Below are 15884 nucleotides of genomic sequence, written 5' to 3'. Positions count from 1 at the left end.
CCCGAGATCCTGCGCCCCGAGGCGCTTTCAGACACATCCGACGACGAGGCCGGGGCCGCGCGCCCGGAGGCGGCCTCGGCCGCGCCCTCGCCCTCGCCCGCCATCCCGGCGGATGCGACGCCCATGATGGCGCAATATCTCGAGATCAAGCGGTCCTGTCCCGACGCGCTGCTTTTCTACCGGATGGGCGATTTCTACGAGATGTTCTTCGAGGACGCGGTCCGCGCCGCCGAGGCGCTCGACATCGCCCTCACCAAGCGGGGCAAGCATCTGGGCGAGGATATTCCCATGTGCGGCGTCCCGGTCCATTCCCATGAGAGCTATCTCGAACGGCTCATTCGCCAGGGCTTCAAGGTCGCCGTCTGCGAGCAGATGGAAGACCCGGCGGAGGCGAAGAAGCGCGGCTCAAAATCCGTCGTCCGCCGCGATGTCGTCCGGCTGGTGACGCCGGGGACGCTGACCGAGGACACGCTTCTCGACGCCCGCGCGCATAACTATCTGGCCGCGCTGGCCCGCACCGGCTCCGACGCCGCCCTCGGGCTCGCCTGGGCGGACATATCGACCGGCACTTTCGAGGTGATGCCGGTCGAGGCGGGCGCGCTCGCCGCCGAGCTTGCAAGGCTCGATCCGGGCGAGCTTCTCGTCGCCGACGGTTTCTTCCGCGACGAGGCGATGAGGGCGCTTTTCGATCAGCAGAACGGAACGGTGACGGCGCTGCCCTCCATGCGATTCGATTCGAGCGCCGCCGAGCGCCGGCTGAAGTCCCATCTCGGCGTCGGCGCGCTCGACGGCTTCGGCAGTTTCACACGGGCCGAGATCGCCGCCATGGGCGCGTTGCTCGACTATGTGGAGCTGACGCAGGTCGGCCGCATGCCTGCCTTGAGGCCGCCGCGCCGTGTCTCCATGGGTGCCGCCATGGGCATCGACGCGGCGACGCGCGCCAATCTCGAGCTTGTGCGGACGCTGAAGGGCGAGACGCGCGGGAGCCTGCTTTCGGTCATCGACCGGACGGTGACGGGCGCGGGCGCGCGCGATCTCGCCACCCGCCTCGCCGCCCCGCTCACCGACCCGGAAGCGATCAATGCAAGACTCGACGCCGTCGAATGCCTGCTCGATCAGCGCGACCTGCGCTCCAGGCTTCGCGCGCGGCTGAAAGAAGCGCCCGACATGGCGCGCTCGCTCACGAGGATTTCGCTCGGCCGTGGCGGTCCGCGCGATCTTGCCGCGATCAGGGACGGACTCGAGGCGAGCCATGAGCTTGCGGAACTCCTCGACCGGATGCCCGCGAGCCTTGCGCCGCTTCCCTCCGCGCTCGTCGAGGCGGCCGCCGCGCTCAGGGGCGTCGCCGCCGCGCTTTGCGACCGGCTCGCCGTGGCGCTCGACCGGGAGCTTCCGCTCATTGCGCGCGACGGCGGCTTCATCGCGCCGGGATTTTCCGCCGCCCTGGACGAGCTTCGCACGCTCCGCGACGAAAGCCGCAGGCTCATTGCCGGGCTTCAGTCGAAATATGCGGACGAAACGGGCGTCTCCGTTCTGAAGATCCGGCACAACAACGTGCTCGGCTACTATATCGAGGTGGGGCCGAAACATGCCGAGCGCCTGCTCCGCGAGCCCCTGAACCAGACCTATATTCACCGCCAGACGCTGGCGAATGCCGTGCGCTTCACGACGGGCGAACTCGCCGGTCTTGCAAGCCGCATCGCGGAAGCGGGCGGCCGCGCTCTCGAGATCGAGCTTGGGCTCTTCGACGAGCTTGTCCGCGCCGTGCTTGAAAAGAGCGAAGCGATCGCTGCCGCCGCCGCCGCTCTCGGCGCGCTCGACGCGACGGCGGCCCTTGCCGAGCTTGCCGCCGAGCGCCGCTATGCGCGCCCCCGCGTCGACCGGAGCCTCGCCTTCCGCATCAGGGGCGGGCGTCACCCGGTCGTCGAGGCGGCTCTCGAGCGCGAAGCGAGCGCGCAGCCCTTCGTGCCCAATGATTGCGACCTCAGCGGCGACGACAGCGCCGGGCAGGGAGAGGCGTCTCCCAAGAGGCTCTGGCTGCTGACGGGCCCCAACATGGCGGGCAAATCGACCTTCCTGCGCCAGAACGCGCTCATCGCCATTCTGGCGCAGATGGGAAGTTTCGTTCCCGCCGAGGAGGCGCATATCGGCGTCGTGGACCGGCTCTTCTCGCGCGTCGGCGCGGCGGACGATCTCGCCCGCGGCCGCTCGACCTTCATGGTCGAGATGGTGGAGACGGCGGCGATCCTCAATCAGGCGGGGCCGCGCTCGCTCGTCATCCTCGACGAGATCGGCCGCGGCACGGCCACTTTCGACGGCCTGTCCATCGCCTGGGCGACAGTCGAGAACCTGCATGAGGTGAACCGCTCGCGCGCGCTCTTCGCCACGCATTATCACGAGCTGACCGCGCTCGCCGAAAAGCTGCCCCATCTCGCCAACGCCACCATGCGCGTGAAGGAATGGCAGGGCGACGTGATCTTCCTGCATGAGGTGGGGCCGGGTGCGGCCGACCGCTCCTACGGCATTCAGGTGGCGAAGCTCGCCGGGCTTCCGCCCGCCGTCATCCACCGGGCGCAGGCCGTGCTTTCGGCGCTCGAAAAGGGCGGACAGGGCGACAGGGCCCATGCGCTCATCGACGATCTGCCACTTTTTTCCGCCGTGGCCAAGCCCATGCGCGAGGAGCCCCGCGAAAGCGTTCTCGAAACGGAGCTTGCCGCGATCAATCCCGACGAGCTGACGCCGAGAGAGGCGCTGGACCTGCTCTATCGCCTGAAGACGCTGGCGCGGAAGGAGGGCGAAGGGCGCTGACGGCGGAGGATGACGCGGGGCCTACTTCCGCGCCACATAGATGCACTCGTCGCGCAGCAGGCCCCATTTCGCCTCTTCCTCGGGCTTGCGGCGATAGGGCTCGACCGTGAACCCCGCCGCTTCGAGCTTCTTCTGGAAGTCGCGTCCGTAAAAGCGCTTGTGATCGGTGCCGCCGAAATGGACGAAGCGCTCGTCCGGGTCGGTGATTGCCGGGTTCTCGTAGGTCTCCTCGCGCGACAGGTTGATCGGCACCGAGAAGAAGCCGATGCCGCCGGGCTTCAGCACACGGAACATTTCCCGCATCGCGGCCGCGTCGTCATCGACATGCTCGAAGACATGGTTGGCGATCACGACATCGAAGAAATCGTCCGGCCGGTCGATCTTCGTGATGTCGAGCCGGTACTTGGCGATGGGCGAATAGAGATCGGCGGGCTCGTAGTCGGGATTGTTCTTCAGCATCCGCATCAGCCATTTTTCCGGGCCGAATTGCAGAACCTTCTTTGTCGAAAGGTCGATCCCGTGCTCGAGCATGTAGAGCTGCATCAGCCTGTGCCGCTCGCGCGAGCCGCAATTCGGGCAGCGCGTGTCCCAGCGCGACGGGCGGCCGACCGAGAGAAAGATCCCGTGATAGCCGCAGACGGGGCAATCGCGCGCGATCTTCCTGCGCGAGAACTGGCCGCGATCCTTCCACCAGCCCTGAAGAATGCGGCTGAAGATTTTGCGTTTGTCGATCGGCTGAGAGGCGGGCAAGGGGCGGGTCCTGACTGTTTCGTGAAGGCAGGCCGCCAGTCTTGGCATTGGCTCCCGCTTGTCAAGAAACGTGAAGGCGCGCCGCCGCCAGCCCGCATCCCGTGCCGGCCGGAAGGGCTCAGAGCGTATGGGGAAGCGCGTCGGGTTTCACATACATGTCGGAAATCGCCGACTGCATGGCCTCCGCGCCGGCGACCGACTTGCCTGCGGCGCATTCCTGCCGGCCCGTATGGAATTCCTCGCTCGCCTTCTTCCAGTAGGGCAGCCCCTCCTTGAAGGGCATGAGAAAGTCGAACTGGCTGGTGAGCCGGCCGCAAAGCGCCTTTGCGTCGTCCGGCGAGGGCGCGTTGTTCGCGGCCACAGCGGGCAGCGCGGAAATGCTCAAGGATGCCGCGATGAGCGCCGCTGAAACATGGAGCTTCTTCATGATGACCTCCTTCCCCAGTCCCGTATTCGTTTGCCCGGCCAGACCACTCGGCCAGAGCGGCCGGCACGGCACGGGCGAGCGCGGAGGCGGAAGGAAAGGCCACGCGGGATCGCCCGTGCCTTTCGAGATTGGAACCGGCCCCGGCGGGAAGCGGGCCAAAATGCGGCAACAACATGGAATTGCATGAAATCGCCGCAATGAACCGGCCATGCGCCGCGCCGCCTCGCCCGGAAATGTCGAATTTCCCCGCCGATCAACACTATATTGGAGGTGGCGCGTTATGATGCGCCCGCTCCCTGCGCTTCGGGGGCGCGATGCCGGGTCCCTCCCGGCTCCATCTGGGAAACGGCGCAATGGCCCGCATGTTGCCGAGCCTCCTTGAAATCGTCGATCCGGACCGGCTGCGTTCGGAACTCGATGCCGTCGCCGCGCGCCATGAGGGCGACGGCGATGCCATGAAGCGCGCGCTGGTCGAGGTGCTGAAGCGCACGCTGGCGGCGGGCCGGGCCAAGGCGCGCGAGAGGCTGGAGCAGGGCGCCCATCGCGGCCGCATCTGCGCCCAGAACCTCTCCTATCTTCAGGACACGATCATCCGCGCGCTCTACGCCTTCACGACGCGCTATGTCTATCGCGTTTCCAATCCGAGCACGGCGGAGGGGCTCTGCGTTGCCGCCGTCGGCGGCTATGGGCGCGGCACGCTGGCGCCGGGCTCCGACATCGACCTGCTCTTCCTGCTGCCCTACAAGCAGACCCCCTGGGGCGAGAGCGTGGTCGAATACATGCTCTACGTGCTCTGGGATCTCGGCCACAAGGTCGGCCACTCCACCCGCTCGGTCAATGATTGCGTGCGGCTCGCGCGGGAGGATTTCACCATCCGCACGGCGCTTCTCGAGGCGCGCTATCTCATCGGCGACAAGTCGCTTTTCGACGAGCTTGAAAAGCGCTTCGACGCCGAGGTGGTGAAGGGCACGGGCAACGAATTCGTCGAGGCGAAGCTCGCCGAACGCGACGAGCGCCACGCGCGGGCCGGCGAAAGCCGCTATCTCGTCGAGCCGAATGTGAAGGACGGCAAGGGCGGCCTGCGCGATCTCAACACGCTCTTCTGGATCGGCAAGTATCTCTACCGCGTGAAGCAGCCTTCCGATCTCGTCGCGGCGGGCGTTTTCACGCGAACGGAATTCGCGACCTTCCGCAAGGCGGAGGATTTCCTCTGGGCGGTGCGCTGCGAATTGCACTTCCTGACCGGCCGCGCCGTCGATCGCATCACCTTCGATCTCCAGACCGAAATGGCCGACCGGCTGGGCTATCAGGGCCATCGCGGGCTGAAGGCGGTCGAGCGCTTCATGAAGCACTATTTCCTGATCGCCAAGGATGTGGGCGATCTCACGCGCATCTTTTGCGCCGCGCTCGAGGAACAGGAAAAGAAGAAGAAGCCCGGCATCGGCCGTTTCATGCAGGCGCTGCGCCGCAAGAAGAAAATGACCAAGGGCTTCAGGATCGAAGGCGGCCGCCTAGCCTTCGAGAACGACAAGCTCGTCGAACAGGACCCGGTCAATCTCATCCGCATCTTCCACCTCGCTGACCAGCACCTTCTGGAAATCCATCCCGATGCGCTCAGGCTCGTCACCCGCTCGCTCAAATATATCGGCGCCGAGCTTCGCGCCGACACTGAAGCGAACCGGCTCTTCTTCGAGATCCTCACCTCGCGCAAGGACCCGGAGCGCACGCTCCGCATGATGAACGAGGCAGGCGTTCTCGGCCGTTTCGTGCCCGATTTCGGCCGCATCGTCGCGCTGATGCAGTTCAACATGTATCACCACTACACGGCCGACGAACATCTCCTGCGCGCGATCGGCATCCTCTCCGAAACCGAAAAGTGCACCGAGCCCGGCGATCATCCGCTGGCGACCGAACTCATGGCCTCGATCAAGAACCGGGCCGTTCTCTATCTCGCGGTCTTCCTGCACGACATCGCCAAGGGCCGCGAGGAGGATCACTCGCATGCGGGCGAGCGCATCGCCGAGCATCTCTGCCCGCGCCTCGGCATGAGCCCCAGCGAAACGGAAACCGTCGCCTGGCTCGTCAGGAACCATCTCGTGATGAGCGACGTGGCGCAGAAGCGCGATATTTCGGATACGCGCACGGTGCGCGATTTCGCCAATATCGTGCAGAGCCCGGAGCGGCTGAAATTGCTCTTTATACTGACGGTCGTGGATATCAAGGCGGTCGGTCCCGGTGTCTGGAACGGCTGGAAGGCCCAGCTTCTGCGCGAGCTTTATTTCGAGACGCTGGCCGTTCTCCAGGGTGGTGACGCCCAGCTCAATCGCGCCGACCGCATCGTCGAGGCGAAGGCCGCGCTTGAAAAACGCCTGTCGGACTGGCCGCGGCAGGAATGGAACGCCTATGTCGCGCGTCACACAGAGGCCTACTGGCTCTCCTTCGATACGGATGTGCAGGAGCGCCACGCCCGCCTCATCGCTGGCGCGAAGGACGCGCTCACCGTCGCCGCCTTCTCCGAGCCGACGCGCGACGTGACCGAACTCACGCTCTATGCCGAGGACCATCCTGGCCTCTTCTCGCGCTTCGCCGGCGCCTGCGCCATCCTCGGCATGAACATCGTCGATGCCAAGATCTTCACCACGCGAGACGGCATGGCGCTCGATACGCTCTGGGTGCAGGATCAGCACGGCGGCGCGATCGCCGAGGAGCGCCGCGTGCAGCGCCTCGAGGCGACGATCCGCAAGGTGCTTGCGGGCGAGGTGCTGCCGCCCGACCTCATCGCCCAGCGTTTCAAGGGCGAGAGCCGGGCCGAAGCCTTCCAGGTCGCCCCGCAGGTCTATATCGACAACAACGCCTCCGACGTCTACACCGTCATCGAGGTGAACGGGCTCGACCGGCCGGGCCTTCTCCACGCGCTCACCAGGGCGCTCTTCCATCTCGGGCTTACCATCGCGTCTGCTCATGTCGCGACCTATGGCGAGCGCGCGGTGGACGTTTTCTATGTGAAGGATGTGATCGGCCAAAAGGTGACGAACGCCAACAAGGAGAAGGCGATCGAGCGCCATCTCCTCGACGCGCTGGCCGATCCCGTCAACAGGGCGCGGCCCGCCGGCGCGCGCCGCCGCGATACGAAGGCCGCGGCCGTATGAAACGGATGGGGCGCTCCTCTCGATGAATCTCTTCCGCTCAGCCGCCACTGTCGGCGGCACGACGTTCCTCTCCCGCGTGCTCGGCTTCGTGCGCGACATGATGGTCGCCGCCGCCATCGGCACCGGGCCGATCGCCGATGCCTTCATCGTCGCCTTCCGCTTTCCCAACATGTTCCGCTCGATCTTCGCGGAAGGTGCGTTCAACTCGGCTTTCGTGCCGCTCTTCGCCAAGCGCCTCGAAGGCGAGGGCGAGGCGTCTGCCCGCCGCTTCGCGGAGGATGCGACGGCGGTGCTCCTCGCCGCGCTTCTTATCCTCACCATCGCCTTCGAGATCGCCATGCCCTGGCTCATGTGGCTTTTCGCGCCGGGCTTCGGCGACGATCCGCAGAAGCAGGCATGGGCGGTGCAGTTCACGCGGGTGTGCTTTCCCTATCTTCTCTTCATCTCGCTGACGGCCGTGCAGACGGCGGTTCTCAATTCGCTGGGCAGGTTCTTCGCAGGGGCCGCCGCGCCCGTCATGCTCAATGTGACGATGATCGGGGCGCTTCTGCTGGTGGTGCCCTTGTCGGAAAATCCCGGCCTCGCGCTTTCCTGGGGCGTCATGGTGGCGGGCGTCATCCAGTTCGTCTGGCTCGCGATCTCCTGCCACCGGGCGGGCATGTCGCTGAGGTTGCGCCGTCCGCGCCTTACGCCCGAGGTGAAGCGGCTTCTCTCCCTCGGCGTGCCGGGGCTCATCTCGGGCGGCATCGGCCAGCTCAATCTCACCATCGGCACCATGATCGCCTCGCTCCAGGCGGGCGCCGTTTCCTGGCTCTATTACGCCGACCGCATCTATCAGTTCCCGCTCGGCATCATCGGCATCGCCATCGGCGTGGTGCTGCTGCCCGATCTGTCGCGGCGGCTGCGCGCGGGCGACGATGACGGCGCGCACAGAAGCCAGAACCGCGCCATCGAATATGCGATGCTGCTCACCGTGCCTGCGGCGGTGGCGCTCGCGGTCATTCCCTTCGACATCATCAAGGTGCTTTTCGAGCGCGGCCATTTCACCCGCGCCGACACCCATGCGACATCTCTCGCCCTGCTGATCTATGCTGTCGGCCTTCCCGCCTTCGTGCTCAACAAGGTCTTCTCGCCCGCCTTCTTCGCGCGCGAGGATACGAAGACGCCGCTGCGTTTCGCCGCCGTCTCCATCGCGGTCAACATCGTCTCGAGCTTCATCCTCTTCCAGTTCTTCGCCTTTGCGGGCATCGCGGCGGGAACGACCATCGCCGCCTGGACCAACACCGCCCAGCTCGGCCTGAGGCTCTGGAAGCACGGCCATTTCGTGCCGGACACGCAGCTTCTGCAGCGCCTGCCGCTGACGCTTCTCGCATCGGCGGGCATGGGCGGCGTGCTCTATGCGGGCTCGCGTGCGCTCGCGCCCTGGTTCGATCTGCACTTCCTCGCCAGCGTTTCGGTTCTGGGCGCGCTCGTCGTCGGAGGTATCGCCGCCTACGCGATCTTCTGCCAGCTCACTGGCGCGGCGCGCTATGCCGACATCGTCCGCCCGCTGCGGCGCGGCTGAACGGGCGGCGGAAAAGATTGCGGCCCCGGCCATGTCCCTCGCCGGAGCCGCTGGGGTGGCGCGGAGCGGAGGAAGGAGACCCCGTCCGCGCCGGACTCGCGATCAGATCTTCAGGCCGAGCCTTTTCGCCACGCCCGCGCCATAGGCGGGATCGGCCTTCGCGAAATGGCCCATCTGGCGGCGCTGGATTTCTTCCGGCACGCTCGCCATCGCGCCCGCGATCGACGTCATCAGCGCGTCGCGCTGCTTGTCGCTCATCAGGCGGAAGAGATCGCCCGCCTGTGTATAGTCGTCATTGCCCTCGCGGTGATCGTATCGGTCGGCATCGCCGGTAATCTTGAGCGGCGGCTCCTTGACGCTCGGGTCTTCCTTCGGTCCGCCGAAGGAGTTCGGCTCGTAATTCACGGCGCCGCCAAAATTGCCGTCGAAGCGCATCGCCCCGTCGCGGTGATAGGTATGCACGGGGCAGCGCGGACGGTTGACCGGCAGCGCATCGGCATTGACGCCGACGCGGTAGCGATGCGCATCCGCATAGGAGAAGATGCGGAATTGCAGCATCTTGTCCGGGCTGTGGCCGATGCCGGGCACGACATTGGCGGGCGAGAATGTCGATTGCTCGACTTCCGCATGGTAGTTGTCCGGATTGCGGTTGAGCTCCATCTCGCCGACTTCGATGAGCGGAAAATCCTTGTGCGGCCAGACTTTCGTCAGGTCGAAGGGATTGTAGGGTGTCTTCTCCGCCTGAGCTTCGGTCATGACCTGCACACAGACGCGCCACTTCGGATGGTCGCCGCGCTCGATCGCCTCGTAGAGGTCGCGCTGATGGCTCTCGCGATCATCGCCGATGAGCTTCGCCGCTTCCGCGTCGGTGAGGTTCTCGATGCCCTGCATGGTCTTGAAGTGGAACTTCACCCAGTGCCGCTCGTTCTTCGCATTGATGAAGCTGTAGGTATGCGAGCCGAAGCCATGCATGTGGCGCAGCGTTTTGGGAATGCCGCGATCGGAAAAGAGGATCGTCACCTGGTGCAGGCTTTCAGGGCTCAGTGACCAGAAATCCCACATCGCGGTCGGATTGCGCATGTTGGTGCGCGGGTCGCGCTTCTGCGTACGGATGAAGTCGGAGAATTTGTAAGGATCGCGCACGAAGAAGACCGGCGTGTTGTTGCCGACCAGATCCCAGTTGCCTTCATCCGTATAGAACTTGAGCGCGAAGCCGCGCACGTCGCGCTCGGCATCCGCCGCGCCGCGCTCGCCCGCCACCGTCGAGAAACGCAGGAACATGGGCGTCTCCTTGCCCACGGCCGAGAAGATGCTCGCCTTGGTGTATTTCGTGATGTCCCTGGTCACGCGGAAGGTGCCGAAGGCCGCCGAGCCCTTGGCATGAACGACGCGCTCGGGAATGCGCTCGCGGTTGAAATGGGCGTGCTTTTCGAAAAGCTGCCAGTCCTGCACGAGGAGCGGCCCTCTGGGGCCTGCCGTCAGCGCATTCTGGTTGTCGGGAACGGGAATGCCTGCGGATGTCGTCAGCCGCGCCGGTTTGCCCTGCTGGTCGCTCATGGCGTCCTCCTTGTTTAGAATTACTATAAGGTAGGAACCCCCATCCCCGCTGTCAACCTAATTTAGAATCATTCTTAAATGCGGTGGCAATCCATGGCCTTGCGGGAAATCGCACCGTTCCGCTCTGGGGATTGCCCCGGGGGATTGCCAATGCGGACGCGCCGCCGCATAACCCATGCGCGCTTCAGCGCCATGCCAAAAGTGACGGATTTCGCAATGGACCAGCCGACAAACCGCGTTTTTTCGGGCGTTCAGCCCACCGGGAACCTGCATCTCGGGAACTATCTCGGAGCCATCCGCAATTTCGTCGGCCTCCAGGATACGCATGAGTGCATCTATTGCGTGGTCGACATGCATGCGATCACCGTCTGGCAGGACCCGAGGGAACTCGCCGCGAATACGCGCGAAGTCGCCGCCGCCTACATTGCCGCCGGCATCGACCCGAAGCGCCACATCATATTCAACCAGTCCAAGGTTCCGGCCCATGCCGAGCTTGCCTGGGTTCTGAATTGCGTCGCCCGCATCGGCTGGCTCAACCGCATGACCCAGTTCAAGGACAAGGCCGGCAAGGACCGGGAGAAGGCATCCGTCGGACTCTACGCCTATCCGGTGCTGATGGCAGCCGACATTCTGGTTTATCGCGCGACCCATGTGCCGGTCGGCGAGGATCAGAAGCAGCATCTGGAACTTGCTCGCGACGTCGCGCAGAAGTTCAACAACGACTTCGCGGAGACGGGCGGCACGGACTTCTTCCCCCTGCCCGAGCCCCTCATCATGGGCCCGGCCACGCGCGTCATGTCGCTGCGCGACGGCACGAAGAAGATGTCGAAATCCGACCCTTCGGATTATTCGCGCATCACCCTGAAGGATACGGCCGACGATATCGCGCTCAAGATCCGCAAGGCCCAGACCGATCCCGAGCCGCTGCCGGAGACGGAAGAGGGGCTCGCGGGCCGTCCGGGGGCCGACAATCTCGTCGGCATCTATGCGGCGCTCTCGGGACGGAGCAAGAACGACGTGCTCGCCGAATTCGGCGGCAAGCAGTTCAGCATCTTCAAGCCCGCGCTCGCCGATCTCGCCGTCGCGAAACTTTCGCCCATTACCGGCGAAATGAAGCGCATGCTCGATCAGGATCGGAGCTATATTGACGAGGTGCTGGCGAGCGGCGCGGAGCGGGCGCATGCCATCGCCGATCCGATCTACAGGCGCGTGCGCGAGATCGTCGGCTTCATTTGAGGCGTGCGGACGAAATCGCGGGCTTGATCGCACGGATCGAATGCCCATCTCTGCCGCTCGGGAAGCGATGAGCGTCAGGAGCCTGTCACCCATGCCCTTGCGAGGCGGCCATGTCATTCCGTGATAATGTGGATCGTATGCGCGATTGGGGCCGGGAAGCCTTCGACGGCCTGCGCGACGGTTTGCGCCGCCGCTGGATGTATCGCAAGGGCCTGTCGTTCGGCGGCGCCGATGCGGGCGCGAAAGGCGCTGGCGACAGCTTTCTCTCCCGGCTCGATCAGCCGGGCTGGGCGGGTATCGCAAAGCGCGCGTTCGTCGCGCTCGCCGTCGTCGTCCTTCTCTACTATCCCATCGGCATGCTGATGGTGAACCGGATCGACGACGATCCGGATTTCACGCCGACCGGCGCCAATGCGATCGGCGAAGGCGGCAGTCAGGCGGTCGCCATGATGGCGGCGCTGATCGACCGCGAGGTCGACGAGAATTCCTGGACCGCGAACGATCCCTTCTTCCAGCCGGGCGCGCTCCTCGACAACATGCCGAACTTCCAGACCGGCATCATGAGCGCGCTGGCGCGTTTCGCCTTCGAGATGACGGATCAGGTGGGCCGTTCGCGCGGGTCGAGCGAGGCCGACGCCGATCTCCAGAAGGCGGCGGGGTTGCTGCAATATCCGGGTGATGTCTGGATCTGGAATCCGACCGTCTCGCTCGCGCCGCGCGCAAGCTCGGAATCGCAATACCGTCAGGCGCGCCGGGCGCTCCTCAGCTACAATGCGCGCCTCGTCCGGGGCGAAGCGCCCTTCGAGCGGCGCTCCGACAATCTGATGGCGACGCTGGAGCGTTTCGCGAGCGACCTCGGCTCGCAATCGGCGGTGATCGACACGGAAGTGCGCGAACACTCGCATGATTTCATCGACAGCAATGCCGACGATGTTTTCTACAACACCAAGGGCAAGCTCTATGGCTATTACATGATCCTGAAGGGGCTCGGTCAGGACTTCGCGCCCGTCATCAAGGAACGCGGCCTGCAGAAGAACTGGGCGCAGATGCTCGATACCTTCCGCGAGGCCGCCGCCCTCTCGCCATGGGTCGTCGTCAACGGTCCGCCCGACAGCCAGCTCGCGCCGAGCCATCTCGCCGCGCAGGGCTTCTACCTGCTGCGCGCCCGCACGCAGCTTCGCGAAATCGCCAATGTGCTGCTGAAGTAGCGCCGAAGCCCTACGGGCGCTGCCTTGCCGCCCGGCGGCCGAAATGGCAGCATGCGCCCCATGAACGAGCCGAATGTGACCGGGCAGCAATCTTCGACGAAGCGCCGCAAATTCCTCGTGGTCGCCGACGGCACGCCCGAATCCGCGATCGCGATCCATTTCGCGAGCCTGCGCGCCCGGCACACCAACGGCATCGTCACGCTCTTCACCGCCATCGATCCTGGCGAGACGGCGCAGCAATGGCTCGGCGTGCAGAAGATCATGCGCGAGGAAGCACGCGCCGAGGCCGAGAGCCTGCTCCACAAGCTCGCCGCCCAGGTGAATGAATATGCGGGCATCATGCCCGAACTTGTCATCCGCGAAGGCAGGCTCGCCGACGAGCTGGTGAAATTCATCGAGGACGACAAGAGCGTCGCCATCCTCGTTCTCGCCTCCGGCACCGGAAGCGACGGCCCCGGTCCGCTTGTCTCGACGCTCGCTGGCAAGGGCTTCCCGATCCCCGTGACAGTGGTGCCGGGCTCGCTCTCCGAAGAGGCGGTTCGGGAGCTTGCTTGATTCTGCGGCCCCGGCGGTCCATCTATAGCCCGGACCGGACCACGCCGCGGCAGGGCAAGCCCCTGATGCCATAAGGGTATTGCAACATGTTCATTCAGACCGAAGCGACGCCGAATCCGGCGACACTCAAGTTCATTCCCGGCCGCGAGGTCATGGGCGATGGCCGCGCCGTCGATTTCCCCGATGCGGAAGGCGCTCGCCGCTCGCCGCTCGCCATGCGGCTTTTCGCGGTCGATGGCGTCGCCGCCGTCTTCTTCGGTGCGGACTTCATCACCGTGACCAAGAGCGCGGGCGAATGGCAGCATTTGAAGCCCGCCCTTCTCGCCGCGATCATGGAGCATTTCACGGGCGGCGCGCCGATCCTCTTCGACGACACGCTGGAGGATGTCCACGCCGCGCATGAGGGCGAGGACGCCGAGATCGTGCGCGAGATCAAGGAAGTGCTCGATACGCGCATCCGCCCTGCCGTCGCGCAGGATGGCGGCGACATCACCTTTCAGGGCTATGAGGCGGGCATCGTCTATCTCAACATGCAAGGCTCCTGCGCGGGCTGCCCCTCCTCCACCGTCACGCTGAAGCGCGGCGTCGAGAACACGCTCAGGCATTACGTTCCCGAAGTGAAGGAAGTGCGCGCCGTCTGACCGATTGTTGCTCCGGGCGCGCATCACTGTTGCCGGGCACGGGGCTGGCAACGGCGCGCCGGGGCGCTATCTTCGGCGCATCCGCCTTTCACTCATCAGCCCGTTCATCCGCCAGGAGAGAGAGTTTTCATGAGCCGCATCTTGAGCGACGAAGCGCTCGACATCATTTTCCGCACCGCCCGCACGCAGAATGCCTGGACGGATGAGCCGGTTTCGGACGAAACGCTGCACAAGCTCTACGAACTGATGAAATGGGGCCCGACCAGCGCCAACTGTTCGCCCGCCCGCATCGTTTTCGTGAAGTCGAAAGAGGCCAAGGAAAAGCTCGCTCCGGCGCTTTCGGCGGGCAATCTGGAAAAGACCATGGCCGCGCCCGTGACCGCCATCGTCGGCTACGATGTCGAGTTCTACGAGCGGCTGGACTATCTCTTCCCCCACGATCTGACGGCGAAGACATGGTTCAACTGGTCGAAGGAATGGGCCGAGCAGACCGCGTTTCGCAACGGCTCGCTGCAGGGCGCCTATATGATGATCGCGGCCCGCTCTCTCGGTCTCGATTGCGGACCCATGTCCGGTTTCGATATGAAGAAGGTCGATGAAGCCTTTTTCGCGGGCACGACCGTCAAGTCGAACTTCCTCTGCAATCTCGGCCATGGCGATCCGAAGGGCGTATTCCCGCGCAGCCCGCGCCTTCCCTTCGACGACGCCTGCAAGATCGTCTGATCACGGAGCAGAAGCTGACCATCCTCGCCTTCGATACCGCGCAAGGGGCTCTCTCCGCCGCCATTCTCGGCGAGGAGGGCGATGTCCTTGCCCATCGCTTCGAGGCGCGGACGCGCGGCCATGCCGAGGCGCTGATGCCGCTGGTGGAGGAGGTGCTTGCCGATGCGGGGCTCGGTCTCGAGGCGATCGCCGCGCTCGCGGTGACCGTCGGGCCGGGAACCTTCACGGGGCTCAGGGTCGGCCTTGCGGCGGCGCGCGGCATCGCGCTTGCCCGCGCGCTCCCGCTTGTCGGCGTGACGACGCTCGAGGCGGTCGCGGCGCCGGTCGAGGCGCGGCCCGGTGAAACGGTCGCCGCCGCTTTCGATGCCCGCCGCGACGAGATCTACCTTCAGGCCTTCGATGCCGCCCATGCGCCGCTCTCCGACCCCATGCTCGTCGCGCTGGAGGATGCGGCCGCCCATGTGCCGGGCACGGCCGTCGTCATCGCCGGCACCGGCGCGGAGCTTCTCGCCGCGGAGCTGAAGGCGCGGGGTCTTGCCGCCCGCATCGCCCCGGCGGCGCCCCAGCCCGATGCGCTCTGGGTCGCCCGCATCGCGCGAGCGCGACTTGCCGCCCATGGGCCCGATCGTTTCCGCGCGCCGCCCGCCCCGCTCTATCTCCGGGCGCCGGATGCCAAGCTCCCGGGCGGTCGCGATCCGGCCCCCGATCCGGCTGAAGGGGACGCAAGGTCATGACGGATCTTTCCATCGTGCCTGCCGAAGCGGGCGCGGCGGAAAGCCTCGCGGCGCTCCATCGCGCCTCGTTCGACGAGCCCTGGGATGCGCCCTCCATCGCCGCCATTCTCGCCATGCCGGGCAGTTTCGCGCTCCTGGCGGTGCCGGACACGGACGGCGCCCGGAGCGCGTCGCCGGCCGGTTTCGTCCTGCTGCGTATCGCCGCCGACGAGGCGGAAATCCTGACCATCGCCGTCGATCCCGCCCTGAGGCGCGCGGGCGTCGGCCGTCGGCTTGTCGAGGCCGCGTCGGCGCTGGCGCTCGCCCATGGCGCCTCCGCCCTCTTTCTCGAAGTGGCCGAGGACAATGCCCCGGCCCTCGCTCTCTACGAGGGCGCGGGCTTCCGCACCGTCGGCACCCGGCCGGGCTATTACCGCCGCGCGGGCGGGGCAGTTTCGGCCTTCACCATGCGCCTCGATCTGGCCGGTTTCAGGCCGCAGGGGGCGGGCGCATAGCGCGGCGCCCGGCGGCGCTGGGTCCCGAGGTCGCAAAA

13 protein-coding genes are annotated in these 15884 nt (G+C 65.7%); 10 read left to right on the top strand and 3 right to left on the bottom strand.

Annotated features, from left to right (window positions below):
- Positions 1-123 precede the first annotated feature (123 nt).
- Complete coding sequence (mutS, locus tag PKA57_RS05500) at positions 124-2808, top strand: DNA mismatch repair protein MutS (protein ID WP_324298359.1); 2685 nt, start codon at positions 124-126, stop codon at positions 2806-2808.
- 21 nt (positions 2809-2829) lie between these two features.
- Here mutS and PKA57_RS05495 read toward each other — a convergent pair whose 3' ends face one another.
- The gene (locus PKA57_RS05495) at positions 2830-3558 is read right to left on the bottom strand and encodes a methyltransferase domain-containing protein (protein WP_324298323.1); all 729 of its coding nucleotides are present in this window, start codon (positions 3556-3558) and stop codon (positions 2830-2832) included.
- A 118-nt stretch (positions 3559-3676) separates the two neighbouring features.
- A complete protein-coding gene (locus tag PKA57_RS05490; protein ID WP_324298321.1) occupies positions 3677-3985 on the bottom strand; it encodes a hypothetical protein in 309 nt (102 codons plus the stop codon).
- Positions 3986-4338: 353 nt separating this feature from the next.
- Between PKA57_RS05490 and PKA57_RS05485 the strand changes: the two genes are divergently transcribed.
- Together PKA57_RS05485 and murJ are read left to right on the top strand one after the other, a co-directional pair.
- A complete protein-coding gene (locus PKA57_RS05485; protein WP_324298319.1) occupies positions 4339-7134 on the top strand; it encodes a [protein-PII] uridylyltransferase in 2796 nt (931 codons plus the stop codon).
- Between the two features lie 22 nt (positions 7135-7156).
- A complete protein-coding gene (gene murJ / locus PKA57_RS05480; protein WP_324298317.1) occupies positions 7157-8698 on the top strand; it encodes a murein biosynthesis integral membrane protein MurJ in 1542 nt (513 codons plus the stop codon).
- 102 nt (positions 8699-8800) lie between these two features.
- Here murJ and PKA57_RS05475 read toward each other — a convergent pair whose 3' ends face one another.
- Positions 8801-10255 carry a catalase gene (locus PKA57_RS05475; protein WP_324298315.1) on the bottom strand — a complete coding sequence of 485 codons (1455 nt, stop codon included), beginning with the start codon at positions 10253-10255 and terminating at the stop codon, positions 8801-8803.
- A gap of 216 nt (positions 10256-10471) precedes the next feature.
- Here PKA57_RS05475 and trpS point away from each other — a divergent pair, with 216 nt between their 5' ends.
- From trpS to PKA57_RS05440, 7 genes are all read left to right on the top strand, one after another.
- Positions 10472-11491 carry a tryptophan--tRNA ligase gene (trpS, locus tag PKA57_RS05470; protein ID WP_324298313.1) on the top strand — a complete coding sequence of 340 codons (1020 nt, stop codon included), beginning with the start codon at positions 10472-10474 and terminating at the stop codon, positions 11489-11491.
- Positions 11492-11601: 110 nt separating this feature from the next.
- Positions 11602-12699 carry a DUF2333 family protein gene (locus PKA57_RS05465; RefSeq protein WP_324298311.1) on the top strand — a complete coding sequence of 366 codons (1098 nt, stop codon included), beginning with the start codon at positions 11602-11604 and terminating at the stop codon, positions 12697-12699.
- Positions 12700-12759: 60 nt separating this feature from the next.
- Positions 12760-13254 (top strand): universal stress protein, encoded by a 495-nt coding sequence (locus PKA57_RS05460; protein ID WP_324298309.1) that lies wholly within the window; start codon positions 12760-12762, stop codon positions 13252-13254.
- An 86-nt stretch (positions 13255-13340) separates the two neighbouring features.
- Positions 13341-13895 (top strand): NifU family protein, encoded by a 555-nt coding sequence (locus tag PKA57_RS05455; protein WP_324298307.1) that lies wholly within the window; start codon positions 13341-13343, stop codon positions 13893-13895.
- Between the two features lie 129 nt (positions 13896-14024).
- Entirely contained in the window at positions 14025-14618 is a 594-nt protein-coding gene (locus tag PKA57_RS05450; protein WP_324298305.1) for a malonic semialdehyde reductase, read from the top strand.
- Positions 14534-15352 (top strand): tRNA (adenosine(37)-N6)-threonylcarbamoyltransferase complex dimerization subunit type 1 TsaB, encoded by an 819-nt coding sequence (gene tsaB / locus PKA57_RS05445; protein ID WP_324298357.1) that lies wholly within the window; start codon positions 14534-14536, stop codon positions 15350-15352. Before PKA57_RS05450 ends, tsaB begins: the two co-directional genes overlap by 85 nt.
- Complete coding sequence (locus tag PKA57_RS05440; protein WP_324298303.1) at positions 15349-15846, top strand: GNAT family N-acetyltransferase; 498 nt, start codon at positions 15349-15351, stop codon at positions 15844-15846. The genes tsaB and PKA57_RS05440 overlap by 4 nt, the downstream gene beginning before the upstream one ends.
- Positions 15847-15884: the final 38 nt, after the last annotated feature.

The sequence above is a fragment of the Parvibaculum sp. genome (assembly GCF_035325945.1).
Lineage (GTDB): Bacteria > Pseudomonadota > Alphaproteobacteria > Parvibaculales > Parvibaculaceae > Parvibaculum.
This window is presented reverse-complemented; position numbering and strand designations above follow the sequence as displayed.